The sequence below is a fragment of the Ruegeria sp. HKCCD3925 genome, from assembly GCF_057221175.1.
The window spans coordinates 1-23,611 of record NZ_JBWVBI010000005.1 but is presented as its reverse complement, the minus strand read 5'-3'; the positions used below and the strand labels follow the sequence as shown (position 1 = coordinate 23,611).

The following is a 23,611-nucleotide window of genomic DNA, read 5'->3' as shown; positions in this document are numbered from 1 at the left end:
AGAATCGACTACGCCGGTTTGAAAAAGGGTTCGGATTGTGATTGCACGCACAACGGGGGCGGCGATACGTGGATTATTGGTAGCACTTATGGTGCTTACCCCTGCGTTGTACCTGCCTACATCGACGTCGAATGGGACTGAGATTGTCGTCTTTCTGGCGATCCTTGCGTTTATCCTGACTTTCTCGGAATACAACTCGGCCTTTCCAAGCTTTATCGAATTTCGTGACGCACCACCTGTGAACAGGCTGCGCTTTGTCGGTTTGATGTCGATGGTTACCTTCCTGACGCTGATCTGCAAAAACGCCTATGCCCCCTCGGAACTTACCGGCCTGTTTTATTCAGTTGGCCTGATGGTCGCGAATGTGGTGGATTTCCCCTACTCCCCCGTTCGTCTTGTGGTTCTGATGCTGCCCGCCGATGCCAGCCAGCCCCTCGTAGATTTGGTGCGTATCTCCGCCAGCGTCGCTTATGTCGCGGCCTTGGTTACCATCGCCAGCTTTGCCTATGCAGTAAAGCTTCGGGGATGGCCAACAGGCAACGGCGCGTTCAACGTCTGGACCAATCTACCGCTGTTTGACCCAACCAAGGGTGGTGATGTGGTCACCCGTCTGCAGCGTGACGGGCGGCTCAACATCGCAATTGGGGCTTTGCTGCCTTTCCTGATTCCCGCCCTGATCAAACTGATGGCTGCTTTCATCACGCCGATCGCGCTCAGCAATCCGCAGACATTGATCTGGACCCTTTGCGCATGGGCATTCCTGCCTGCCAGCATGATCATGCGAGGCATGGCGACACTGCGCATTGCCGGCCTGATCGTTGAGAAGCGCCGCGCATACTCAACTTCCGAGTCAACTCAGATCGCATGATCCGACTGCTGGTTCTGTTGCTGTTGCCGTTTACGGCACAGGCAGAGACATTGCGCATCGCAAGTTTCAATACAGAACTCAGTCGCGAAGGTCCCGGCCTGTTGCCGCGTGATATTCGGCGGAACGACCCTCAGGTCGCTGCGGTTATCGAGGTGCTGATGACAACCCGTCCCGATATCGTCGCGCTGCAAGGCATCGATTGGGATTTAGACGGGCTTGCCCTTGCTGCGCTGGTCGAGGCGCTGAAAAGCAACGGCTTGGATTATCAATACAGTTACGCCGGGCAACCCAATTCCGGGATCGAAACCGCGTTGGATCTGGATGGGGACGGCGAGACGGGCGGCCCGGGCGATGCACAAGGCTGGGGGCGGTTCACCGGCCAGAATGGGCTGGCAGTGCTGTCCCGCTATCCTATCGCTACCGATCAAGTGCGGTCATTCACCCAGATGCGGTGGCGCGACTTGCCGAATGCCCAGCTGCCAGCCGAGGATGGAGAGCCCTTCCCATCACCACAAGCGCAGGCTGTTCAGCGGCTGTCTTCTACATCGCATTGGGTCGTTCCGGTCGACACCCCGGGTGGTCGCCTAAACCTGATGACGTTTCACGCCAGCCCGCCTGTCTTTGATGGACCTGAAGATCGGAACGGACTGCGCAACAGGGATGAAATTCGGCTCTGGTCGCTTTTGCTGAACGGTGATCTGGGTGAGAAACCTATGGGGCGTTTTGTCATCGCAGGTGATGCGAACCAGGATCCTTACAAAGGCGAGGGCCGCAAATCGGCAATCCGTGATCTTCTGGCCAATCCGCAACTGCAGGATCCGATGCCTGTTGACCCTGCGGGGTCAACTTCAACAGTTTTGTGGAAGGGCGTTGGCGAGATGAGAGTGGATTATGTCCTACCTTCGGCGGATTGGCGTGTGCACGATGCGGGCATTTACTGGCCGGAACCCACATCCCGTGACGCGGCCGTCGTCGCAAGCCGTCACCGGCTTGTCTGGGTCGATCTATTCGACGAATAGGCTTCGATCATGACCGTATGACTGTGCCGAGTCGCTGGCGGGATTCATATTGCACAGGTTCAGACACGGCGTTCCTCAACGCATCATTTAGGTCGGTCTGCGCAAATTCCGGGAGCAGAGCATCAAAGAGGCGTCTGTCCAGCCGGTGAGAAGTATTCCATAGATACCTCATCTCAAGCAAATGAGGCGCCATACGCCAGAACGGGCGGGCCAGATGCAAAGGCCACCATGCCATCTGTTTGAGGGTAAGCTCACGCCCCACAACCTGCGAAAGCGCCAATGCCATTTCATTGCCGGTCAAGGTGTATCCAGAATAGGGGACATCGCAGAAACGCGGTAGCAGGCTGCGCATTTCTGCCAATTCCACAGCAGCGCGAGTTAAATCGGGCAGATAGGCCCAAGCATGCTCGATATCTGGATTGCCGGGATACACAAAGCGCCCGCGCCGCAAGTGTTTGATGAGAATCTGATCGAACCAATTGCCAGAGGCCGTGGTATCTATGAAATCACCTGCCCGCAACATGATGGTCCGAACCGACGAGGCACGATAAGCCTCTTCCATCTCGATCCTAATGCGTCCCAGCGGATTTCGCGCAAGATGCGGTGTCCTGGTAGACCAGGGGCCGGGCGTATCCGCACCGAAAACATAAACGTTCCCCGGGACAATGACCGTCAAGTCACGCTCTGATGCAGCGGCGATTACCTGACGATGCAACTCTGGCACCTGCTCCGCCCAGTCGGGGTAAAGCGGGTTCCAGGCGTTCACGATGACGTCTACTCCATGTAGCGCCGCGCGCAATTCCTCCCTGCGTCGATCAAACTTTTGCACAATCCATCCCGCATCCGAAAAGGCTCTTGCAGCGTTGCGTCCAAATCGACCGGTGGCCCCGAGAATAAGTACCGTTTGTGGCATTGATCCCTCCGTTCCGGATCAATCTATTCATTCACGATGTTTTGGAAATTGCGAAAAATCGCAGATTATGTATTCGTTTTTGAATGGCTAAAACACTCCAACTATCCGACTGGTCCTTAGTTCAAAGCTTTCTGGCGGTTGCCGAAACCGGCTCACTATCCGCAGCCGCAAAGCAACTGGGTCGCAGCCAGCCGACGCTTGGTCGTCAGGTGCATGCGCTGGAAGAAGAATTGGGGGTCTCGCTGTTTGATCGTCACGCGCGTGGACTGACGCTCAGCGAGGTGGGGCAGCAAGTGCTGCCAATGGCGCAGCAGATGTACAGCGCAGTCAATGCCCTGGGGCTGACGGCAGCGGGTCAGGCGCAACAGCTGGAAGGGTCGGTCAGGATCACCGCTTCGGTATTTGTATCGCATCACCTGTTGCCGCCGATACTTGCCGCAATCCGTGAGGCAGAACCGGCGATTCAGCTTGATCTGGTCGCCTCGGATGCCAGCGAAAACTTGCTGTTCCGCGAGGCCGATATTGCCGTGCGCATGTATCGGCCCGAACAGGTTGACATCGTGGCAAAGCATATCGGTGAGGTTCCGTTATGTTTCTGCGCCGCCCAAAGCTATCTGGATCGTGCGGGGCGACCAACAACGCCGACAGAGCTGATGCAGCACGACCTTGTGGGATTTGACACCAATGAAGACATTATCACCGCTATGCGGAACAAGGGCTGGCCTGCCAGCCGGGACAGCTTTGCCACGCGATGCGACAACCAGACTGCCTATTGGGAATTGATCCGCGCAGGGTGTGGGGTGGGCTTCAGCCAACTCAGCATCGCGCAGTCCGATCCTCTGGTCGAAGTGCTAGATATTGATGTCGAGATACCGGTGCTGCCGGTCTGGCTGGCTGCCCCTCAGGCGATGCGACAGACCCCGCGCATTCGCAGAGTCTGGGATTTACTGGCCGACGGGTTGAAGGCCCGGCTTTAAAACCGCCTACAGCGCGCCGGTATAGGTGCCGCGCGCAGGATAGTTATTGGCCAAGGTGAATTTCAAACCGCCGACGATGTCCGACATCGGCGGCCGCGCAAAAGGCGTTGTCTGCTGCCAGACGTAATAGAGGGTCTGATCAGGTTTGATATAGAAATGTCCTGGCTCAGCGAACAACGCTGGCTCGGCACTACCTTCACGAGCCACCGAGATGTTCAGGCCCCAGACATCCCGCGCGTCAGCCATGGACAGGCCGTATCCTACGCGCAGCTTCGACACTCCGGCCTTCTCAACCGTCTCGGCCGCACGTTCGCCGGTATCCGTGGTGATCATGATCACCTCAATCCCCAGCTCGGCGAATTCATCCAGCGCAGCCTCGACCTCACCCATTTGGCGAACGCAGATCGGGCAATGCAGACCGCGATACTGAATCACCAGCGTTCCGTTTTCGCCAGTGTCGCGCTCAAGATCAAAGGTGCCATGGCCTACTGTTTCGATTTTTAGCGATGGGGCCGGATTTCCGGGTGTCAGCATGTGGTTTCCTCGTGATTTGATGGGTTCGTCTCATTGACCCGATGCGCCGCAAACGCTAGGGCCTGTGCGACAAAACGCAAGGAGACTGTCGATGTCCAACCCCTCGCTCCTCATCCTGCCCGGAGACGGAATTGGCCCGGAAGTTATGGCCGAAGTGCGCAAAATCATCGATTGGTTCGGCGCCAATCGCGGTCTTCAATTTGACGTGAGCGAGGATCTGGTCGGCGGCGCTGCCTATGATGCGCACGGGAAGCCCCTATCGGATGAGACCATGGCCAAGGCACAAGAGGTCGACGCTGTTCTGCTGGGAGCTGTTGGCGGCCCTAAGTATGACGATCTGGATTTCAGCCTGAAACCCGAACGCGGACTGCTGCGTTTGCGCAAGGAAATGGACCTGTATTCCAACCTGCGCCCAGCTCAGTGCTTCGACGCGCTGGCGGATTTCTCTTCGCTGAAGAAGGATGTGGTCGCTGGCCTCGACATCATGATTGTGCGCGAGCTGACATCGGGTGTCTACTTCGGTGAGCCGCGCGGCATCTTTGAAGAAGGCAATGAGCGCGTTGGCATCAACACCCAGCGCTACACCGAATCCGAGATCGAACGCGCAGCACGTTCCGCGTTTGAGCTGGCGATGCGCCGGAACAAGAAACTGTGCTCGATGGAAAAAGCCAATGTGATGGAATCGGGCATCCTATGGCGCGAGGTCGTGACACGTGTCGGTCAGGAATACCCCGAGGTCGAGCTGTCACACATGTATGCAGACAACGGCGCGATGCAGCTTGTGCGCGCGCCCAAACAGTTTGACGTGATCGTCACCGACAACCTGTTTGGCGATGTACTATCCGATTGCGCAGCGATGCTGACCGGGTCTTTGGGCATGCTGCCGTCTGCCTCGCTGGGCGCACCGATGGCGAATGGCCGCCCTAAGGCCATGTATGAACCCGTTCATGGCTCGGCCCCGGACATTACAGGTCAAGGCAAGGCCAACCCAATTGCGTGTATCCTCAGCTTCGCCATGGCACTGCGCTACAGCTTTGACCAGGGCGACGAAGCGGATCGTCTGGAAACCGCGATCGAGAAGGTTCTGGCCGACGGCGTTCGCACAGCTGACCTGCTGGCCGAAGAAGGGGTTGAGCCGGTTTCGACCAGCGAAATGGGTGATGCAATTCTGGCAGCGCTAGACGAAAGCGTCTGATCTTACGATCATTCAGACATCAAAGGCGGTGCCCAGCGCACCGCCTTTTTTTGTTGGTCAGTTTCCGAAGATGTTGTTCAGCAGGTTGTTGATCGCACGGTCCAAACCGGTTTGATTCTTACGGCGCTGTTGCTGCGGCTGCGCGGTTCTAACCGGTGGGTCCGGCACCAACATGGGCAACGGCGTGGGCGTCATCCCTTCTGTCACGCGCAGCATGGTCTCTTTCCATATCTCCGCCGGCAAGCCTCCACCCGTGACACCTGACAACGGCGTATTGTCATCATACCCCATCCAAACGCCCGTAACGTAGTCCGCGGTAAATCCGATAAACCACGCATCACGTGCGGCCTGGGTCGTGCCGGTCTTGCCCGCCACCTGCCAGCCCGGCAGCTTTGCCCGTCCGCCTGTACCTTCAGAGACCACACGCTCCATCATCCAGGTCAGTTGTTTGGCGGCCTTGTCGTTGATGACGCGTTCACCAATACCGGTTGTCGTGATCATAACTGGATCGGTCTCACCAAGCAGCTTCAACTCGGTCAGACCATAGGGTTCCACCGCTGAACCGCCGTTCAGGATACCAGCGTAAGCGCCCGTCATCTCTATCAGCGTGCTTTCCGATGCGCCGAGCGCCAGCGCGAGGCCCTCGGCCAGATCACTTGAAAGGCCAAAACCACTGGCAACCGTGCGCACGTTATCCAGCCCCGAGATATCCGCCACCTTGACCGCGGGAATATTCAACGAATTCTTCAACGCATCTGCTAATGTCACCCGGCCATAGAACTTATTGGTGTAGTTCTTCGGACACCACTGACCTGAACCTGCGATGTTCCAGCACGTTGGTTCATCCATCACCGTGTCCAACGGTGAATATCCCAACTCCAAGGCCGTCGCATAGACAAACGGTTTGAACGACGAACCCGTTTGACGCAGAGCCTGCGTAGCCCGGTTGAACGCCCCCGAAACACGGGTCTTGCGCCCACCGACCATACCTCGAACCGCGCCATCCGCTGACATCACCACAATAGCGGCCTGCGCTTTGGACCCTTCGCGCACTTTCTCCTGGAAGATGAATTTAAGCGCCTCTTCCGCCGACGTTTGAATGCGCTGATCCAGTGTGGTTCGGATCACCACGTCCTCGGTTGTGTTACGTGTGAAAAACTCAGGCCCACTGGCCATGACCCAATCGGCAAAGTAACCACCAGCACGCGCGGCAGCGGCCTCGGACAACTGCGCCGGACGGCTGCGGGCCTCGCTGGCCTGCGCGCTGCTCAGATAGCCCTGAGTCTCCATTAGCCCAACCACCAAACGTGCCCGATCTTGTGAACGTTGCAGGTTGTTCGTTGGCGCATAGCGTGTCGGGGCCACCAATAGACCTGCCAGCATTGCCGCCTCGGCCGGAGACACTTCGGCTGCCGAAATACCAAAATACCGCTGGCTGGCGGCCTCGAAGCCGCGGGCTCCCGCACCGAGGAAGGCGCGGTTCAGATAGATCGTCAGAATTTCATCCTTGGAGTATTTGACCTCCATCGCAATGGCATAAACTGCCTCTTTCGCCTTGCGCCATAGCGAACCCTGACGGCAATCGGCTTCATATGCAGCCTCAGACTCCCATTCGCTGGGCTCATAAGGCACACCCAGGCATAGAAGTTTCGCGGTTTGCTGGGTGATCGTTGAACCACCGTGACCAGACAGCGGTCCACGTCCTTCGCTCAGGTTGATGCGTACCGCGCTGGCGACACCGCGCGGGCTGACGCCGAAATGGCGGTAGAACCGTTTATCCTCGGTTGCAATCACGGCGTTCTTGAGATGCGGCGAAACTGTATCCGCCGTAATCACGCCGCCAAACTGATCGCCGCGCCAGGCAAAGACCTTGCCGTCGCGATCCAGTAAGGTCACCGAACCACGTGCCCGCCCATCAAGCAGGGCATCGACATCCGGCAATGAGGTGTAAACAACACCCACCGCCAGCGCCAACAGCAACCCCGCCACTGCGCCGACCCTCCAACTGATCCCCCAAATTATGCGCCAGAACCAGCGGAACAGCCGGCGGAAAATGCCACCGCCCTTCCCACCAGAACTGAGCCGCGTTTTCTTCCGCGCCGTTTTGCGCGGAGCGGCTTTTCGGGTCGTCGACTTCTTACCAGCGGGTTTTGCAGCCCGCTTGGTCGCCGCAGGCTTTCGGCCTTTGGTCGGGTACCTTTTATCCGCGACAAGGCGCGATTTGCGACGGTTGGACTCAGTCATGCTCAAACTCTGCCCGGTTATGCTTTTGGGGCACCATACCCCGCCGGAACGGCCATGTAGAGGTGTGAAATACCCGTATTTCCCCTCACAATTTTGCCTATATTTTCACCAAATAGCGTGTTTTGTGCAAAAATTGTGCATAATTGCTGATTTTTTACCCTCATTTACCCTCCGAAAACGTTCCATCTGAACCTCTGTCGCGCATTTTTCTGCAGGTGCAAAATGCCGGGCCGCCCGGAGTAGTAGAGGGGAAAGACGTGAAACTGATCATTGCGACAATCAAACCGTTCAAGCTTGAGGAGGTGCGTGAAGCACTGACCAATGCAGGCGTGCGCGGCATGATGGTGACTGAGATCAAAGGGTTTGGCTCGCAATCGGGTCACACCGAGATTTATCGCGGTGCCGAATACGCCGTGAATTTCGTTCCCAAGATCAAGCTTGAGATCGTGGTGCCCGCCACCATGGCCGACCAGATCGTCGAAACCATCACCACAACCGCCAAGACCGGCAAGATCGGTGACGGCAAGATTTTCGTCCTCGATGTCGAGCAAGCCCTGCGCGTGCGGACCGGGGAAACCAACGAAGAGGCGCTTTAAGCGCGCTTACTCACAATCACTCGAGGACTAACAATGAACCTGATGAAATCTCTCATCCCTGCCGCTGCGATCGTCGCACTGCCGCAGATGGGTCTTGCGCAAGAGGCCGCTACCGGAGAGCCCGCGCAACACACCCAATATATATTCACCACGCTGCTGTTCCTGATGGGCGGTTTCCTGGTGTTCTTCATGGCTGCAGGCTTTGCCATGCTCGAAGGCGGGCTGGTGCGCTCAAAGAACGTCGCGATGCAGATGACCAAAAACATCGCGCTGTTTTCAATCGCCGCGATCATGTACTGGCTGATCGGCTTCAACCTGATGTACCCCGGTGATGGTTGGACCATTTCTGGCTGGCTGGGCCCGTTCTTCTCGACCACCGTGCTTGACCCAGTGGGTGTCGGTGCAGATGCTGCGGCGCTTGACTACGCCTCAATCGGTTCGGATTTCTTCTTCCAACTGGTCTTTGTCGCAGCGACCGCCTCGATCGTGTCCGGTGCGGTGGCTGAACGGATCAAATTGTGGCCCTTCCTTGCCTTCGTTGTTGTCCTAACCGGCATCATGTACCCGATCTCGGGCTCGTGGCAGTGGGGTGGTGGTTGGCTGTCCGAAGCAGGCTTCTCGGACTTCGCTGGTTCGACCATCGTGCACTCGGTCGGTGGCTGGGCGGCTCTGGCAGGTGCCCTCATCCTTGGGCCGCGCATCGGTAAGTACAAGGACGGTAAAGTGCACCCGATGCCTGGTTCGAACCTGGCTCTGGCCACTCTGGGTACCTTTATCCTGTGGCTGGGTTGGTTCGGCTTCAACGGTGGTTCGCAGCTGGCGATGGGCACTGTAGGAGATGTCTCGGACGTATCGCGCATCTTTGCCAACACTAACATGGCTGCTGCATCCGGAGCCGTTGCCGCCCTTATCATGACACAGCTGCTGTACAAAAAGCCCGACCTGACCATGGTGCTGAACGGCGCGCTGGCGGGACTGGTGTCGATCACTGCTGAGCCGCTGGCCCCAACCCTGTTCGGCGCTCTGTGGATCGGTGCTGTGGGCGGTATCATCGTGGTCTTCGCGGTTCCGATGCTGGACAAGTTCAAGATCGATGACGTAGTCGGCGCCATCCCGGTTCACCTGTTCGCCGGTATCTGGGGCACCATCGCCGTGATCTTCTATGGCGAAGCCAGCCTGATCACGCAGCTGACCGGCATCATTGCTTATGGGGTCTTCACCTTTGGTGCTGCTCTTATCCTTTGGTCGATCCTGAAGGCCACCGTAGGTATCCGTGTTAGCGAAGAGGACGAGATCAACGGCCTCGACATGGCTGAACTGGGTATGGAAGCGTATCCGGAATTCTCCAAGGGCTAATAGCCAACCAAGTAAAAACAAAAAAACCCGGGCGTTCGCGCCCGGGTTTTCCTTCATTCAAAGATATCGCTCAGACGCCGACATCTACAATCGCCTGCGCCAAAATGGGCACAGTATTGGCGTTCAAACCAGCGATGTTCAGACGGCTGTCACCGACCATGTAAATGCCGTGATCGGCACGCAGCTTTTCAACCAGTTCTGGCGCGGCCCCCAGTCGCGAGAACATGCCGCGATGCTGGGCGATAAATCCAAATCGATCCGATCCACTAAGGCTCTGCAGCTCATCAGCCAGTTGCTGACGCAGGCCCAGCATGGAAAGGCGGACATCTTCCAATTCGGTCGCCCAATCTGCCCGCAGAGCATCGTCATTCAGGATCGTCGTCACCACCCGCGCGCCGTGATCAGGCGGGAATGAGTAGTTCTGGCGGTTCAAAAATGCCAGCGTAGACTGGTTCAGTGCAGTCTGTGCCGGATCGTCACTGATCGCCATCAGCAGGCCGGTGCGTTCGCGGTAGACGCCGAAGTTCTTCGAACAAGACGCCGCGATCAGGCAGCGCTTCACTGACGATGCTACCAGACGGGTTGCCTGCGCATCTTCTTCCAGACCGTCGCCAAAGCCCTGATAGGCGATGTCGATCATTGCGACGAGGCCACGCGCGTTGATCAGGTTCACGACCTCTTGCCATTGCACCATATTTAAGTTGGCACCCGTTGGGTTGTGGCAACAGCCGTGCAGAAGAACCACGTCGCCTGCATTGGCAGTTTTCAGGTCCTCGATCATACCGTCGAAATCGACGCCACGCGATTCTCCGTCGAAATAACGGTATTGGACTGTCTCGATCCCTAGATAGTTCAGGATCGACAAATGGTTTGGCCATGTGGGGTTCGACACGAAAACACGCGCGGTGGGGTTGGCCATACGGATCATCTCAAACGCCTGACGACAGGCACCGGTACCACCAGGGGTGGCTACGGCTGCAATGTTGCCACGCGGGACAGAAGTTCCGAGGATCAAGTCGATCATCGCGTCCGCAAAGGCTGGATCACCAGCCAGACCGGTATAAGCCTTGCTCTCCTGCTCTTCGAGAATACGCTTTTCAGCTGCTTTCACCGCGCGCATCACCGGAGTGACCCCCTCGGCGTTCTTGTAGACGCCAACGCCCAGATCGATCTTCTGATCACGTGGGTCGTCGCGGTACATCTGCATCAACGCCAGAATCTTGTCTGCTGGCTGCGGTTTAAGGTTCTCGAACATCAGTTCTCTCCGGTTGCGACGGGCAGGGTTGGGAAGGCACCCCATTCAGCCCAGGAGCCGTCATAAAGCGCGTGGTCTTTCTTGCCCATGCGTTCCAAGGCAAGGCTGAGAATTGCGGCAGTCACACCAGAGCCACAGGATGTGATCGCGGGTTTCGATAAGTCGACGCCGGCATCTTCGAAAACCGCGCGGCAGTCTTCGGGCGACTTCATCGTGCCATTCTTGTTCAACAGCATTCCAAAAGGCACGTTGCGCGAGCCTGGGATATGACCCGAGCGCAACCCCTCGCGCGGTTCAGCTTCGGTCCCGAAGAAACGGGCCGCCGAACGGGCATCGATGATCTCGTGATCCGCAAGCTTCGCGGCTGATGAAACTTGCGTCACATCGCGGACAAGGTGGTTCTGAACCCGCACCGTCATATGACGGTCGCGAATAATGGGGGGCAGGTCTTCGATCTCGCGCCCTTCGGACTGCCATTTTGGCAGTCCACCATCCAGAACGGCAATATTGTCCTGTCCCATCAGACGGAACAACCACCAGACCCGCGCCGCCGACATCAGCCCCGCACCGTCATAGACCACGACCTGATGGCCATCGCCAACGCCCATCGCGCGCAGGCGCGACATGAACTTCTCGACCGGAGGTGCCATATGCGGCAAGTCGGAACGATGGTCGGATATCTCATCAATATCAAAGAACCGCGCACCAGGGATGTGGGCAGCGACATACTCTGTCTTGGCGTCTCGCGCTTGCTGCGGCAGGTACCACGACCCATCCAGAATCCTTAGATCCGGATCCTTGAGATGTGCGGCAAGCCATTCGGTAGAAACGAGGGTTTTTGGATCGTCCTGCATCTATGCCTCCCCTAAGCGAGCTTGGGTTTTCCCTATACTTGGCAGGATGCAGGTTCAAGGCTGGATAGCGCTAGCGTCCCGACCACACTGGATTTATCGCAAACGACGCAGGCGATAATACTGGATGATCCCAATAACGCTGATGATGATCCAGAAGCCTTCGATCAGCATCGACGCCAGATTGAAGTTCTGCAGCAGTGAGAACACGATCAGCACCGAACCGATAAGATTCACCAGCGGAAAGGCCAGATCCTCCGAGTTCATCACTCGCATCTGGGTCGCAAAATATGCCGCAACAACGATCAAAGCCCCGAATGAGCCGATGGCATCGACGACGGTCAAACTGTCCAGTAGTGCGGTCATTGTATGGGGCTTTCCTATTCTGAAACTTCCGCTGGTTGCGAATAGTGGTGCATATTTAGAAAAGCAGCTCCCTGTTCACCAGCGCGGTATCCATGCGGCACATCCGCAGAAAATCGCAACCCTTGACCGGATTGCAGCGGAACCCAGTTTCCATTTCGCAGCACGTCCAAAGCTCCGCTCAGAACAAAAACCTCTTCGGTTACGCCTGCTGCATGGGCCGGAGATTCGTGGCTTTGATTGGGTGACAACTCGACATGAAATGTTTCGGCCCCCAGTGCGGGATCAAAAGGAAAGACAATCTTGACTTCGATACTTCCCGGAAATCTCACGGTACTGAACACATCAGCATCTGTCGTGTCACGCATTGCAGCAGTACCAATCAATGCACTCAGCGGGAGCTGGAAACCCTTCGCGATCTTCCACAGGGTCGCGATGGTCGGGCTTGATTCGCCACGCTCGATCTGGCCCAGCATGGCTTTGCTGACCCCGGTGAGTTCCGCGACTTTTGACAGGCTCAGCCCGGATGCCGCCCGCACATCCCTTAGTTTCAGCGTTAGTTCGTCCGATTCCATACCCGCGCCCTGCGATTTGTCTTGTGCGTTATAACGTACATATGATACGTGCGCTATAACGTACACACCCAATATCGCAGTTTGGGCAATAGGGATACAGCATCATGCCAATGTACCGATCCAGAACCTCCACCCATGGCCGCAACATGGCCGGTGCCCGCGGCCTGTGGCGCGCCACCGGTATGGGAGACGACGATTTCGGCAAACCGATCATCGCCATCGTCAACTCGTTCACCCAGTTTGTACCCGGTCACGTCCACCTGAAGGACCTGGGACAGATGGTTGCGCGTGAGGTTGAGGCCGCTGGCGGTGTCGCCAAAGAGTTCAACACCATCGCGGTCGATGACGGCATCGCCATGGGCCATGACGGGATGCTGTATTCGCTGCCCTCGCGTGAGGTGATTGCGGATTCTGTTGAATACATGGTTAACGCCCACTGCGCGGACGCTATGGTCTGTATCTCGAACTGCGACAAGATCACGCCCGGCATGTTGATGGCGGCCATGCGTCTGAACATCCCTGCGATCTTTGTCTCGGGTGGACCTATGGAGGCGGGCAAGATCGACATCGCCGATCTGGACGCCAAGAAGATCGACCTTGTCGACGCGATGGTTGCTGCGGCGGATGATCGCTTCACCGATGAGCAAGTTCAGCACATCGAGGAAAACGCCTGCCCTACTTGCGGGTCGTGTTCGGGCATGTTTACCGCGAATTCGATGAATTGTCTGGCCGAAGCACTGGGACTGGCGCTGCCAGGAAATGGCTCAACTCTAGCCACCCATGCCGACCGGAAAGAGCTGTTCCTAGAGGCCGGTCGCCGCATCGTCGAGATCACCAAGCGCCACTATGATCTAGACGAGAAAGGCTTCCTGCCGCGTGAAATCGCCACGTTCGACGCGTTCGAAAATGCCATGAGCTTGGATATCGCAATGGGTGGATCGACCAATACGGTGCTTCATTTGCTGGCCATCGCGCACGAAGGTGAAGTGCATTTCACCATGTCCGACATGGACCGCCTGAGCCGCCAAGTGCCCTGTTTGTGCAAAGTCGCGCCCAACATCGAAAACGTGCACATGGAAGACGTCCACCGCGCTGGTGGCATCTTCTCGATCCTCGGTGAACTCAGCCGCGCAGGCTTGCTGCATGAGGATTGCCATACAGTGCATTCGGGCACCATGGGCGAAGCAATTGCCAACTGGGACATCAAAGTCGCCAACAACCCGAAGGCTCAGGACCTATTCAAAGCGGCGCCCGGCGGCGTGCGTACTACACAAGCCTTCAGCCAGTCGAACCGCTACAAGGAGCTGGACACTGACCGCGAAGGCGGCGTGATCCGTTCGAAAGAGCATGCATTCAGCCAGGATGGCGGTCTGGCGGTATTGTTCGGCAACATTGCGCGCGACGGCTGTATCGTGAAAACTGCGGGTGTGGATGAGAACATCCTGAAATTCACAGGCTCAGCTTATGTCTGCGAAAGCCAGGATCAGGCAGTGAATGATATTCTGACCGGCAAGGTCAAGGAAGGCGACGTGGTGGTCATCCGCTACGAAGGCCCGCGCGGTGGGCCGGGCATGCAGGAAATGCTCTACCCGACCTCATATCTGAAATCCAAAGGGCTGGGCAAAGCCTGCGCCCTGCTGACAGACGGTCGTTTCTCGGGCGGCACGTCCGGCCTGTCGATTGGACACGTCTCACCCGAAGCCGCCGAAGGAGGCGAGATCGGGCTGGTGAAAACCGGCGACAAAATCGAGATCGACATCCCCAACCGCAGCATCCATCTGGCGGTCTCCGACGAAGACCTGGCCGCGCGGCGCGAAGAGCAGGATGAGAAGGGCTGGCAGCCCGTTGCACCACGTAAGCGTAAAGTGTCCACCGCGCTAAAAGCCTATGCCAAATTGACGACCAGTGCCGCAAAAGGTGCCGTCCGTCAGGTCTAAGCACTGCGGGTAAGCGAACACTCCCGCACCCGATACATGGAATCGGCTGCGCCGATTCCACTTTCGGAATTTGGGCCCGGCGCCGCGCATTGCGCGGCGCCGGGCCCAACCAGAGGAGATGTCTCACAAGAGACATTGGCGATGGGCGGGAGCCTCACACTTCGAGCGTCTTAATCACCCAGCTTGGCGTGAATCTCATCTAGATCGATCTCACCCGTCGGCATTTTGTTGGCGGGATTCTCGAAATCATACTTGAACAGTTCAAAATCCTGTTTGTAGATCTCGTAGACCAGATGCATCGACAAATCGTCAAAGTAATCCTCGACCGGATGCACGCGTTTTGGCCCATGGCCTTCGGATTCGTTGAAGCGCGGGATTTCGGACAGAGTCACGGGATGCGAGGTTTCAAGATTGTCCAATACACCCTGCATCCCATCGTTGAACTTCTCGGTCCAAAAAATCCGATCATATCGCCCGCCATTAGCGATCAGCGTCGAGACATGGCCAGACATGGCCGACCAGTGAATGTCGGGGTCCATCGGACGCCGCCAACGGATCGTGTCACGTGCAAATAACAGAAACCGGCGGAAACTGGCGATCTGATCGAACTCGCCTTTGCCATCGTCACCGCCAACCTCGATTCCATAGTTGTAAATCAGCGTTGGCACCAGATTGCCGCGATATCGTTTGCCGTTGCGCTGGATGCCACAGATCTTGTCAAAAAAGGAACTGAGAATGCGTGTGTAGGGATTACGCACGCAGGTGAATGTATAGGACTGGTGCGATTGAACATTTCTGGCAATCGGATCCTGACTGGCACCAAAGGCCCACTTGTGCATTCCGTCCTTGGCATCGTGAATGTCGCCATCAAAGAAGCTGCCATGATCCGAGAAATACATGATTTGCCCGATCGTCGAACAGGCGCATTTCGGCACAACACGGTAGACCATGCTTTGACTTTCGGTCATCCACGTTCCGGGAAAACCCATCTACTGCGCCTCCTTAGCCAGTTATCGCATTGATACTCCGGCATTTTGACCCAAAGAACCAAAAATATTCTGTTTATTCAATCGCTCATCCTCAGTATCACGGTTGCAATTGGGCAGAAACGGGGAATTACGAGACGCAAATGGCAAAGATTGCCTATATCTTGCTGTGCCACAAAGATCCTGACGCGATCATTGCGCAGGCACGTCAGCTGACGGCTGCCGGCGATTGTATGGCGATCCATTTTGACGCCCGCGCCAACGATACGGATTATGCGCAGATACGCGACGCCCTGAAAGATAACCGCAATGTCACATTTGCAACGAAGCGGATCAAATGCGGATGGGGCGAATGGTCACTGGTTCAGGCCACGCTCCATGCATTACAGGCGGCGGTGGATCAGTTCCCAAGGGTCACCCATTTTTACATGCTGTCCGGCGATTGCATGGCAATTAAAACCGCCGAGTATGTGCACAGCTTTCTTGATGACCGCGACATGGATTTCATCGAAAGCCATGACTTCTTCGAAAGCAATTGGATTAAGACCGGAATGAAAGAAGACCGGCTGATCTATCGTCACTATTTCAACGAACGCAATCAGCCGCGCCTGTTCTATGCCGCATACGAAATGCAAAAGCGTTTCGGTCTGACCCGCGGCATACCTGCAGACCTGCAGGTCAAGATCGGTAGCCAGTGGTGGTGCCTGCGCCGTCGCACAGTCGAGATGATTCTGGACTTCCTGCGCCAACGCCGCGATGTGGTCCGGTTTTTCTCGACCACCTGGATTCCGGACGAGACGTTCTTTCAGACGCTTGTTCGCCACCTCGTCCCGAAGCAGGAAATCGAAAACCGTACACTGACATTTTTGATGTTTTCCGACTATGGCATGCCTGTCACCTTCTACAATGATCACTATGACATGCTGTTGGGGCAGAACTACCTGTTCGCTCGCAAGATCAGCCCCGAGGCCCATGAGTTGAAGGAACGGTTGGGTCAGCTTTATGCCAGCGAAGGGGTCACGTTCCACATCTCGGACGAAGGGCGTAATCTGTATCACTTCCTTGCCGGTCGCGGTCGGGTAGGACGACGTTTCGCTCAGCGCTTTTGGGAGGTCGGCAATACGTTAGGCCCCGAGCGTCAGGCGTTTTTGATTGTTTGCAAGAAGTGGCATGTCGCCAAACGGCTTGTTGACCAGATCGCATCCGAAACCCCCATTCCCTGCATCGAATACATCTATGATGAGCAGGATACGCCATTGCCCGATTTGGGTGGAATCGAGACGACCCTGATTAAGCGGTCGCGCCATCGGCGGGCCGTTGCACGTATGTTGTTCGATTATTTCCAAAGCGACAGGCTGGTACTCTGCATAGATCCGGCCAATCTGGACGTCATTCAGGATTTCTGTGCAGATCAGGCCCAAACACGAGTTCTGGAAATCGAATGTACTTATTCAGATGAATATCTGACCGGCCATGCCTATCGCGTCGGTCTTGCGGGCCAGAACAGCTCACAGGATTCTCTTGCACGTCTGCTACCGACCCTTCGCAATGCGCTGGCTTACGAATCCGAATTGATCCGCAGTACCCAGAATGATGGGCTGTTCCATTTGCGTGAGGCGGCGGAACGTTCGGAGAATGAGGTGATTATCGCGGAATTTCTGGGGATCAGTGCCGATAAGGCCAAAGCGATCATGCAACTGGATTACCTGTTCGCTGATTGAATCCGGCGGCACGATCAGGTGCCGCCGGACATTCGAGTTCAGATGTCGAATTTGACACCTTGCGCCAATGGCAACTCGGCCGAATAGTTTACCGTGTTGGTCTGACGGCGCATGTAGGCTTTCCAGGCATCTGATCCGCTTTCGCGCCCGCCGCCGGTTTCCTTCTCGCCACCAAATGCGCCACCGATCTCGGCCCCGGACGGGCCGATGTTCACATTGGCAATCCCGCAATCCGACCCGGCCGCTGTCAGGAATTGCTCAGCTTCGCGCATGTTCAGTGTAAAAACGCAGGACGACAAGCCCTGTGGCACGTCGTTCTGAATCTCGATCGCCTCGGCAAAATCGTCATAGCCCATGACGTAAAGGATCGGAGCAAAGGTCTCGGCCTTCACAGTCGCGGTCTGGCCCGGCATCTCAACGATGGCCGGTTGCATATAAACACCGCCCGGCACACCATCGGTCACGCGCTGACCTCCGAACACGGCACCACCCTCGGCCTTTGCTGACTCAAGCGCTGCGGTCATCGCATTGCCCGAAGCTTCATCCACCAACGGCCCAATCAACGTACCCTCGGTCAACGGATTACCGATGGGCAGACCTGCATAGGCTTTCTTCAGACGCCCAACCAGTTCCTCGCGGATCGAGTTGTGTACAATCAACCGCCGCAGTGTCGTACAGCGCTGCCCTGCCGTTCCCACAGCCGAGAATACAATCGCGCGCACCGCCATTTCCAGATCCGCCGACGGCCCAACGATCATCGCGTTATTGCCGCCGAGTTCCAGAATACACTTGCCAAAGCGCTGCGCCACGATCGGCGCAACCGCGCGGCCCATCCGGGTCGAGCCGGTGGCTGAAATGATCGGCACATCCTCGCTGGCAACCAGCGCCTCACCCAGGTCGGCACCACCGATCAGGGTCTGCAATAGCCCCTCGGGGGCGTCACCAAACCGGGCCAATGCCCGCTCAAAGATTTTCTGGCAAGCCAACGCGGTCAGAGGCGTTTTCTCGGACGGTTTCCAGATCACCGGATCGCCGCAAACCAGCGCCAGCGCAGCATTCCACGACCATACCGCCACGGGGAAATTAAAGGCCGAGATCACTCCGACCGGTCCCGCCGGATGCCACGTTTCCATCATCCGGTGACCCGGGCGTTCCGAAGCAATGGTCAGACCATAAAGCTGCCGCGATAGACCAACAGCAAAATCGCAGATGTCGATCATCTCCTGCACTTCGCCCAGACCTTCCGAGGTGATCTTTCCTGCCTCCCAACTGACAAGCGCGCCAAGGTCGTCCTTGGCGGCCCGCAGCTCTTCGCCCAGCAGTCGGATCAACTCACCCCGGCGCGGAGCCGGCACAACGCGCCATTCCTTGAACGCCGCTTTCGAGCGGGCAAAGATGGCCCCCATCTCGGAAACCGGAGTTTCGTGAACCTCGGCCAACAGGCTGCCATCTATCGGAGAGGTCACCCGCAGCGACCCGCCGCTAAGCTCAGCTGCAGTCAGGTCCAAATTCGCAAGCGTGGTTTCAGCAGTCATTATAATGTCTTTCATATCTCAAGCCGCCTTGTTTTGTTCGGTAACGTCACCGGCGCGATAAAGCCGGCCAAATTCGGTGTTCAGGAAATCGGCAAGCTTTACCTGCTCTTGCCGAACAAAGCCTTTCGAGGGCAGAACCCCTGTCCGCATCAGATCGACGACACCCAATACACCTGCCGCAGTGGTTACTTGGATCGCACTCCAGACTTGTCCATCGATGGTGCGCGCAAAGGATTTGTTGATCAGGGATTTCTCACGCAACGTGCCGTCAACGATGCCCTTTGCCGTGCAATAGACCAACACGACATCTTGATCCGTACGCGGCAAGGCCGTTTCAAAAATCTCTTTCAGCAGATCGCGGCGACGCTCTAGTCCCAGGTCACTGAGCAACAAGCGCAAGATATCCCGATGGCCCGGATAGCGGATCGAGCGATAGGATACCGCCTTCGCCTTACCGTCTAGCGTCTCGGGCAAGGTGCCCAGCCCGCCCGATGTATTGAAGCACTCGTACTCGACTCCGTCATGGCCGATCAGCTCATAATCTTCGAGGGGGGCGGTCTTGACCCTCTCGCCATTCACAATGGCATCACATGGATTGCAGTATTCGTTGATTAGCCCATCAGTTGACCAAGTCAGGTTATATTTCAACGCGTTGGTCGGATAGAGCGGTAACGCCCCGACCCGCATATGCAGGCTGTCGATTTCATCGAACTCGGCCGCCAGCGCAGCGCCCGCAATCCCGACAAACCCGGGGGCCAACCCGCATTGCGGCATAAATGCCGTCTCGCTGTTCTGCGCCAGCTCGCGCACCGCGTTGGTGGCGGCGACATCTTCGGTCAGGTCAAAGTAATGCGCCCCAACAGTTTTGGCCGCGCTCGCAATCGCCGGTGTCAGAAAGAACGGCGCGGCAGAGATCACCGCATCAAACCCTTTAAGGCCTTTCTCCAAGCCCGCGCTATCGCTGGCATCAATCTGCCGCGTAGAAATGCCCCGTTTCTTGAATGCTGACAGGGCCGCAAGATCGTGATCGGCAACAGTCACCGTGTAATGTGCCGAGGTTTTCAGCAAAGTCGCGATCATCTGACCGATCTTCCCCGCCCCGACTACGCAAATATTCCAGCTCAAAACGCGCCTCCATTCTGTGTTTCTTTTGATTATGAAGGGCGACTTGTTCGGATTGCAGATCGTATCTTGACGAAATGAGGTAATATTCCGTCATTTTGCCATATTATACGTCACTTTGCTAAATAACTTACTCGAATATGACTTCGAACATGGTCGAATTCACAATCGTTTCAGCGCTCCTTTGAAGTGATTGTACTATCAGGTATGAGAGGACCATTGTCGGCTATACAACGCGGGCAATCGCGGTTCGCCCAAGCATATAGGTGCCTTCAATGAGATCTCTCCGTGTCCTGCTTACCTGTTTCGCATGCCTGCTTCCTTTTGCAGCTCTGGCCCAATCCGCTGAGGCACCTGCCGTAGAGATTTCGTTAGAGCTCAATGCCTTGGAAGACGTTGGTAGTGCCTGCAGATTGACCTTTCTGGTGACCAACCAATCCGGAGCCACTATCGATGAAGCCGTATTCGAGACGGTGATATTTGACACCGAAGGCAGTGTCGTTACCCTCTCGCTTTTTGATTTTCGCGACTTACCTTTGGATCGCCCACGTGTCCGTCAGTTCGATCTGCCAGAGATGTCTTGCACGACTGTTGGGCGCGCATTGATCAATGGCGCGAGTTCATGCGTGGTAAAAGGCTCCCAGAGCGACATCTGTCAATCGACCCTAACGCTCAGCAGCCGGATTGAAGTGGAGTTGCTTGGATGAATATTCTCTCTTCTCTTCGAGAGATCCTGACCCTTGGCGGGCCCGTTGTGGCTATCCTTATTGTCATGTCGGTCCTGACCGTAGCAGTTACTCTTTACAAGCTTTGGCAGTTCGCAGCCTGTGGCGTAGGGCGGCACAAGGTTCTGTCACAAGCGCTGCAGGCCTGGGATGCTGGAGATCGAGCCACTGCACGCGCGCGCCTCGCACAGAGCAGCAGCTATCTTGCACCGCTTGTCGAAGCCGCCATGGACGCGCCGGACACTCCTGATCTGGACGCTCGACTGGATGCCGAAGCTGGATTGGCCCTGGCCGGGCTGGAGCGCGGATTTCGGCTTTTGGATACGGTCGCCCAGCTTGCACCCCTGCTTGGATTGTTCGGAACAGTTTTGGGAATGATCAATGCATTCCAAAGCCTTCAGTCTGCCGGGTCTTCTGTCGATCCCTCATTGTTGGCAGGTGGCATCTGGGTTGCTCTGGTAACAACAGCCGTTGGCCTTGCGGTGGCAATGCCGACTTCAATGGTCTTGTCTTGGTTTGAAAGCCGAACTGCCCGGGAACGGGTGTTTGCGGACAAAGCACTGCGCACGGTTCTGGTCCCGAACAACTCGAACCAGCCCGCCTCAGGCAGGACCGAGATTCTGAACGCTGAACATGCGTAACACGGCGCCCTTTGTAAGACGCCCGATGTCGATGACCCCGCTCATCGATGTCATCTTCTTGCTGTTGCTGTTTTTCATGTTGTCTTCAACTTTCTCAAAGTTCGCGGAAATCGAAATCAGCAGCGCAACCTCAGGAGCATTAGCCTCGGCTGAGCCGGTGGAGAGAATTTTCATTCAGATCGGTGCGGAGCGCGTGACTTTGAATGGCGAAACGCTGACGCTGGATGAACTGCCGGCGCAGATAGGGACTGGTCAGGCTCTGGTGAGCCTTGATGCCGATACGTCCGCCCAACGGCTTGTGGATTTGCTGACCAGGCTGCGTGGCCGCGATGGCTTGACCGTCACGGTGTTGGAGTAGACCGATGGTCCGCTTTGGTCGCCCAATCCGCAAACGAGACTCGACCATCCCTCTGATCAACGTCGTCTTTCTGATGCTGATCTTCTTTCTGATTGCGGGCACCCTGGCACCACCGCTTGATCCAGAGCTTCAGCTTGTCGACACATCGGAACTAGAAGGCCGCGACCCTCCCGATGCGCTTGTCTTGAACGCCGATGGCATCCTCAGCTTTCGCGGAGTGCAAACCGATCCCGAGGCTTTTATGGCCAGCCATGATGACGGGCCCGTCAGGATTGTCCCCGACCGCAATGTTTCAGGCCAACGATTGATGGAGGTAACCGGTGCCCTTCGGCGGTATGGCGCGCCTTCTGTTTTCCTTGTGACCCAGCAGGCTTTGAAATGATCCGGAAGTCAGCAGCCATCGCTGCGTTGGCGGGTGTGCTTTCGCTTATCCTGCATATCTTTGGGATCAGCTTGTATGGGTCCAGCCTGCCAGAACTGCGAGCCAATGAGGAAACGATCAGTTTGATCGAGCTTGGCAACACATTCGAAGAATTCACCGAAGACACGACAGACCCGGTCCAACCGGAATCTGCTGAAACACCCGAGCCCCCGGTTGAAGACACTATTAAGCCCAATACTGCCGACATCCCGATCAGCGAAACACTCGTCGCTTCCCCCAATCCTCAGCAGGTATCTTCACCCGATGTCGGAGCGCCCGTCGCCCCACGATCAGAGCTACAGGAAGAGGTGCCGACCGAACCGGTCGCCCCGTCCAATCCGGAACCAGCCACAGACGCAGATACCGCCGTAACGCCAGCGGTCGACCCGGAACCCGAGCGCTTGGCAGCTTTACCGCCCACAGACGGCTCAACAGCGCCGGTCCCTCCACTCGAGAGTACGGCAGTCGAACCAGAAATCCCAAGTTCGGTCGATGAGCCAACAAACGAGCCACCAGAAGAACAAGCCGCGCCCTCCGATCAGGCCGTATCTGTTTCCAAACGCCCCCGCCTCCCGGACAGAAGGCCATCAACTGAAACACCAAAATCACTTGATGGGTTCAGTAACTTCGATAACTTGCGCAACCCTACGCAGACATTGGAGTCGCCGCTTAGCCTTTATCAAAAGGAAGGGGCTGACCCGTTCCGAGCCAGCAGTGGCCGAAATCAATCCTCGGGTCGCGGCGTTGGAAACTCCGATACCACGAACTATGCCGGACAAGTCCTGGTCCACCTCAATCAAACGCCCGTCGTCTATGTCCCGGTCCGCGGGTTTGCGCAGGTATTCTTTGAAATCAGTCCGGATGGATCACTGGCGTGGGTTGATATCGTCGATAGCTCTGGCTCACCCGAAATCGAACGCGCCGCCAGAGATCAAGTCATCCGCGCCGCTCCATTTCCCCGCCCACCAAGCGGGTCAAGCCGCAGGCTATCGTTTTATTACCAGAATAGTTGATACCAAAGACGGCAGTTCGCCGAACCAGTTGATCGTTCCCTGAATGCTTCAACACGCTCCAGCGAGAGGATTTCGATCGGTCGTCACGGCAAGATCACCATGGGCGAAGCGCAGAAATAGGCAAAAAAGAGCTGAGGGGGTAAGTGGCTAGTTACGAAAAGAAGTTTCCTATCGTTGCTTCCACAGTGCTTCTAGAAGTGTTGGCGCAAATAGGAACACCGCCCTAGGGCGGTGCGTAAACATCTGATGTTGCACGATGTTTTTGTTTGCGGGAGTAGGATTTGAACCTACGGCCTTCATGTTATGAGCCTGACGAGGTTTGATCGTTAATCGAACAGTCCGGTGGACTGTTTGTAGTCTGCACGGGCTGCTCTGGGATTTTCTAAAGTTGGTTGCGGGAGCAGGA

23 protein-coding genes are annotated in these 23,611 nt (G+C 56.6%); 13 read left to right on the top strand and 10 right to left on the bottom strand.

Translation table 11 applies throughout. The features are described from left to right. The first annotated feature begins 37 nt into the window (after positions 1–37). The gene (locus tag AC2TEM_RS12780) at positions 38–868 is read left to right on the top strand and encodes a hypothetical protein (RefSeq protein WP_170395166.1); all 831 of its coding nucleotides are present in this window, start codon (positions 38–40) and stop codon (positions 866–868) included. Further along, positions 865–1,887: an endonuclease/exonuclease/phosphatase family protein gene (locus AC2TEM_RS12775; protein ID WP_480856232.1), complete on the top strand. Its 1,023-nt coding sequence runs from the start codon at positions 865–867 to the stop codon at positions 1,885–1,887. Before AC2TEM_RS12780 ends, AC2TEM_RS12775 begins: the two co-directional genes overlap by 4 nt. A gap of 7 nt (positions 1,888–1,894) precedes the next feature. Here AC2TEM_RS12775 and AC2TEM_RS12770 read toward each other — a convergent pair whose 3' ends face one another. Continuing rightward, on the bottom strand, positions 1,895–2,800 hold the full coding sequence (locus tag AC2TEM_RS12770) for a sugar nucleotide-binding protein (RefSeq protein ID WP_170423274.1): 906 nt from the start codon (positions 2,798–2,800) through the stop codon (positions 1,895–1,897). 83 nt (positions 2,801–2,883) lie between these two features. On the opposite strand from AC2TEM_RS12770, the gene AC2TEM_RS12765 reads away from it, so the two are divergent. Then, entirely contained in the window at positions 2,884–3,777 is an 894-nt protein-coding gene (locus AC2TEM_RS12765) for a LysR family transcriptional regulator (protein ID WP_170395159.1), read from the top strand. Positions 3,778–3,783: 6 nt separating this feature from the next. Here AC2TEM_RS12765 and AC2TEM_RS12760 read toward each other — a convergent pair whose 3' ends face one another. Next, a complete protein-coding gene (locus tag AC2TEM_RS12760) occupies positions 3,784–4,311 on the bottom strand; it encodes a redoxin domain-containing protein (RefSeq protein ID WP_480856231.1) in 528 nt (175 codons plus the stop codon). 91 nt (positions 4,312–4,402) lie between these two features. Between AC2TEM_RS12760 and leuB the strand changes: the two genes are divergently transcribed. Further along, complete coding sequence (leuB, locus tag AC2TEM_RS12755) at positions 4,403–5,506, top strand: 3-isopropylmalate dehydrogenase (protein ID WP_170515495.1); 1,104 nt, start codon at positions 4,403–4,405, stop codon at positions 5,504–5,506. Positions 5,507–5,563: 57 nt separating this feature from the next. On the opposite strand, the gene AC2TEM_RS12750 is transcribed toward leuB, so the two are convergent. Beyond that, positions 5,564–7,750 carry a transglycosylase domain-containing protein gene (locus AC2TEM_RS12750; protein WP_480856230.1) on the bottom strand — a complete coding sequence of 729 codons (2,187 nt, stop codon included), beginning with the start codon at positions 7,748–7,750 and terminating at the stop codon, positions 5,564–5,566. Positions 7,751–8,007: 257 nt separating this feature from the next. On the opposite strand from AC2TEM_RS12750, the gene AC2TEM_RS12745 reads away from it, so the two are divergent. Both AC2TEM_RS12745 and AC2TEM_RS12740 read left to right on the top strand, forming a co-directional pair. After that, positions 8,008–8,346, top strand: a complete 339-nt coding sequence (locus tag AC2TEM_RS12745) for a P-II family nitrogen regulator (RefSeq protein ID WP_039541190.1) — start codon at positions 8,008–8,010, stop codon at positions 8,344–8,346. A 33-nt stretch (positions 8,347–8,379) separates the two neighbouring features. Beyond that, positions 8,380–9,702, top strand: a complete 1,323-nt coding sequence (locus tag AC2TEM_RS12740; protein ID WP_170395150.1) for an ammonium transporter — start codon at positions 8,380–8,382, stop codon at positions 9,700–9,702. 70 nt (positions 9,703–9,772) lie between these two features. On the opposite strand, the gene AC2TEM_RS12735 is transcribed toward AC2TEM_RS12740, so the two are convergent. The 4 genes from AC2TEM_RS12735 to AC2TEM_RS12720 all read right to left on the bottom strand — a co-directional run bounded on the left by AC2TEM_RS12735 (position 9,773) and on the right by AC2TEM_RS12720 (position 12,746). Then, positions 9,773–10,957 carry an amino acid aminotransferase gene (locus tag AC2TEM_RS12735; protein WP_170664331.1) on the bottom strand — a complete coding sequence of 395 codons (1,185 nt, stop codon included), beginning with the start codon at positions 10,955–10,957 and terminating at the stop codon, positions 9,773–9,775. Further along, on the bottom strand, positions 10,957–11,811 hold the full coding sequence (gene sseA, locus AC2TEM_RS12730; RefSeq protein ID WP_170423265.1) for a 3-mercaptopyruvate sulfurtransferase: 855 nt from the start codon (positions 11,809–11,811) through the stop codon (positions 10,957–10,959). Before sseA ends, AC2TEM_RS12735 begins: the two co-directional genes overlap by 1 nt. Before the next feature lie 93 nt (positions 11,812–11,904). Beyond that, on the bottom strand, positions 11,905–12,174 hold the full coding sequence (locus tag AC2TEM_RS12725; protein WP_170395139.1) for a CBU_0592 family membrane protein: 270 nt from the start codon (positions 12,172–12,174) through the stop codon (positions 11,905–11,907). Positions 12,175–12,188: 14 nt separating this feature from the next. Beyond that, positions 12,189–12,746, bottom strand: coding sequence for an XRE family transcriptional regulator (locus AC2TEM_RS12720; RefSeq protein WP_170423263.1), 558 nt, complete (start codon positions 12,744–12,746; stop codon positions 12,189–12,191). Positions 12,747–12,850: 104 nt separating this feature from the next. Between AC2TEM_RS12720 and ilvD the strand changes: the two genes are divergently transcribed. Continuing rightward, positions 12,851–14,683, top strand: a complete 1,833-nt coding sequence (ilvD, locus tag AC2TEM_RS12715) for a dihydroxy-acid dehydratase (RefSeq protein WP_170408716.1) — start codon at positions 12,851–12,853, stop codon at positions 14,681–14,683. A gap of 170 nt (positions 14,684–14,853) precedes the next feature. Here ilvD and AC2TEM_RS12710 read toward each other — a convergent pair whose 3' ends face one another. Continuing rightward, positions 14,854–15,672, bottom strand: coding sequence for a sulfotransferase family protein (locus tag AC2TEM_RS12710; protein ID WP_170423261.1), 819 nt, complete (start codon positions 15,670–15,672; stop codon positions 14,854–14,856). A gap of 140 nt (positions 15,673–15,812) precedes the next feature. Here AC2TEM_RS12710 and AC2TEM_RS12705 point away from each other — a divergent pair, with 140 nt between their 5' ends. Next, the gene (locus AC2TEM_RS12705) at positions 15,813–17,390 is read left to right on the top strand and encodes a DUF5928 domain-containing protein (RefSeq protein WP_170423260.1); all 1,578 of its coding nucleotides are present in this window, start codon (positions 15,813–15,815) and stop codon (positions 17,388–17,390) included. Positions 17,391–17,428: 38 nt separating this feature from the next. On the opposite strand, the gene amaB is transcribed toward AC2TEM_RS12705, so the two are convergent. Next, complete coding sequence (amaB, locus tag AC2TEM_RS12700; RefSeq protein WP_480790637.1) at positions 17,429–18,940, bottom strand: L-piperidine-6-carboxylate dehydrogenase; 1,512 nt, start codon at positions 18,938–18,940, stop codon at positions 17,429–17,431. A gap of 3 nt (positions 18,941–18,943) precedes the next feature. Beyond that, complete coding sequence (locus AC2TEM_RS12695; RefSeq protein WP_170395124.1) at positions 18,944–20,050, bottom strand: saccharopine dehydrogenase NADP-binding domain-containing protein; 1,107 nt, start codon at positions 20,048–20,050, stop codon at positions 18,944–18,946. Between the two features lie 272 nt (positions 20,051–20,322). On the opposite strand from AC2TEM_RS12695, the gene AC2TEM_RS12690 reads away from it, so the two are divergent. From AC2TEM_RS12690 to AC2TEM_RS12670, 5 genes are read left to right on the top strand one after another with little or no spacing between them, the layout of a single operon-like run. After that, positions 20,323–20,754 carry a hypothetical protein gene (locus AC2TEM_RS12690; protein ID WP_170423258.1) on the top strand — a complete coding sequence of 144 codons (432 nt, stop codon included), beginning with the start codon at positions 20,323–20,325 and terminating at the stop codon, positions 20,752–20,754. Then, complete coding sequence (locus tag AC2TEM_RS12685; RefSeq protein ID WP_170423256.1) at positions 20,751–21,413, top strand: MotA/TolQ/ExbB proton channel family protein; 663 nt, start codon at positions 20,751–20,753, stop codon at positions 21,411–21,413. The genes AC2TEM_RS12690 and AC2TEM_RS12685 overlap by 4 nt, the downstream gene beginning before the upstream one ends. A gap of 25 nt (positions 21,414–21,438) precedes the next feature. Continuing rightward, positions 21,439–21,771 (top strand): ExbD/TolR family protein, encoded by a 333-nt coding sequence (locus AC2TEM_RS12680; protein WP_480790636.1) that lies wholly within the window; start codon positions 21,439–21,441, stop codon positions 21,769–21,771. Positions 21,772–21,775: 4 nt separating this feature from the next. After that, positions 21,776–22,153 (top strand): ExbD/TolR family protein, encoded by a 378-nt coding sequence (locus tag AC2TEM_RS12675; protein ID WP_170423254.1) that lies wholly within the window; start codon positions 21,776–21,778, stop codon positions 22,151–22,153. Then, on the top strand, positions 22,150–23,205 hold the full coding sequence (locus AC2TEM_RS12670; RefSeq protein WP_170423252.1) for a TonB family protein: 1,056 nt from the start codon (positions 22,150–22,152) through the stop codon (positions 23,203–23,205). Before AC2TEM_RS12675 ends, AC2TEM_RS12670 begins: the two co-directional genes overlap by 4 nt. Positions 23,206–23,611: the final 406 nt, after the last annotated feature.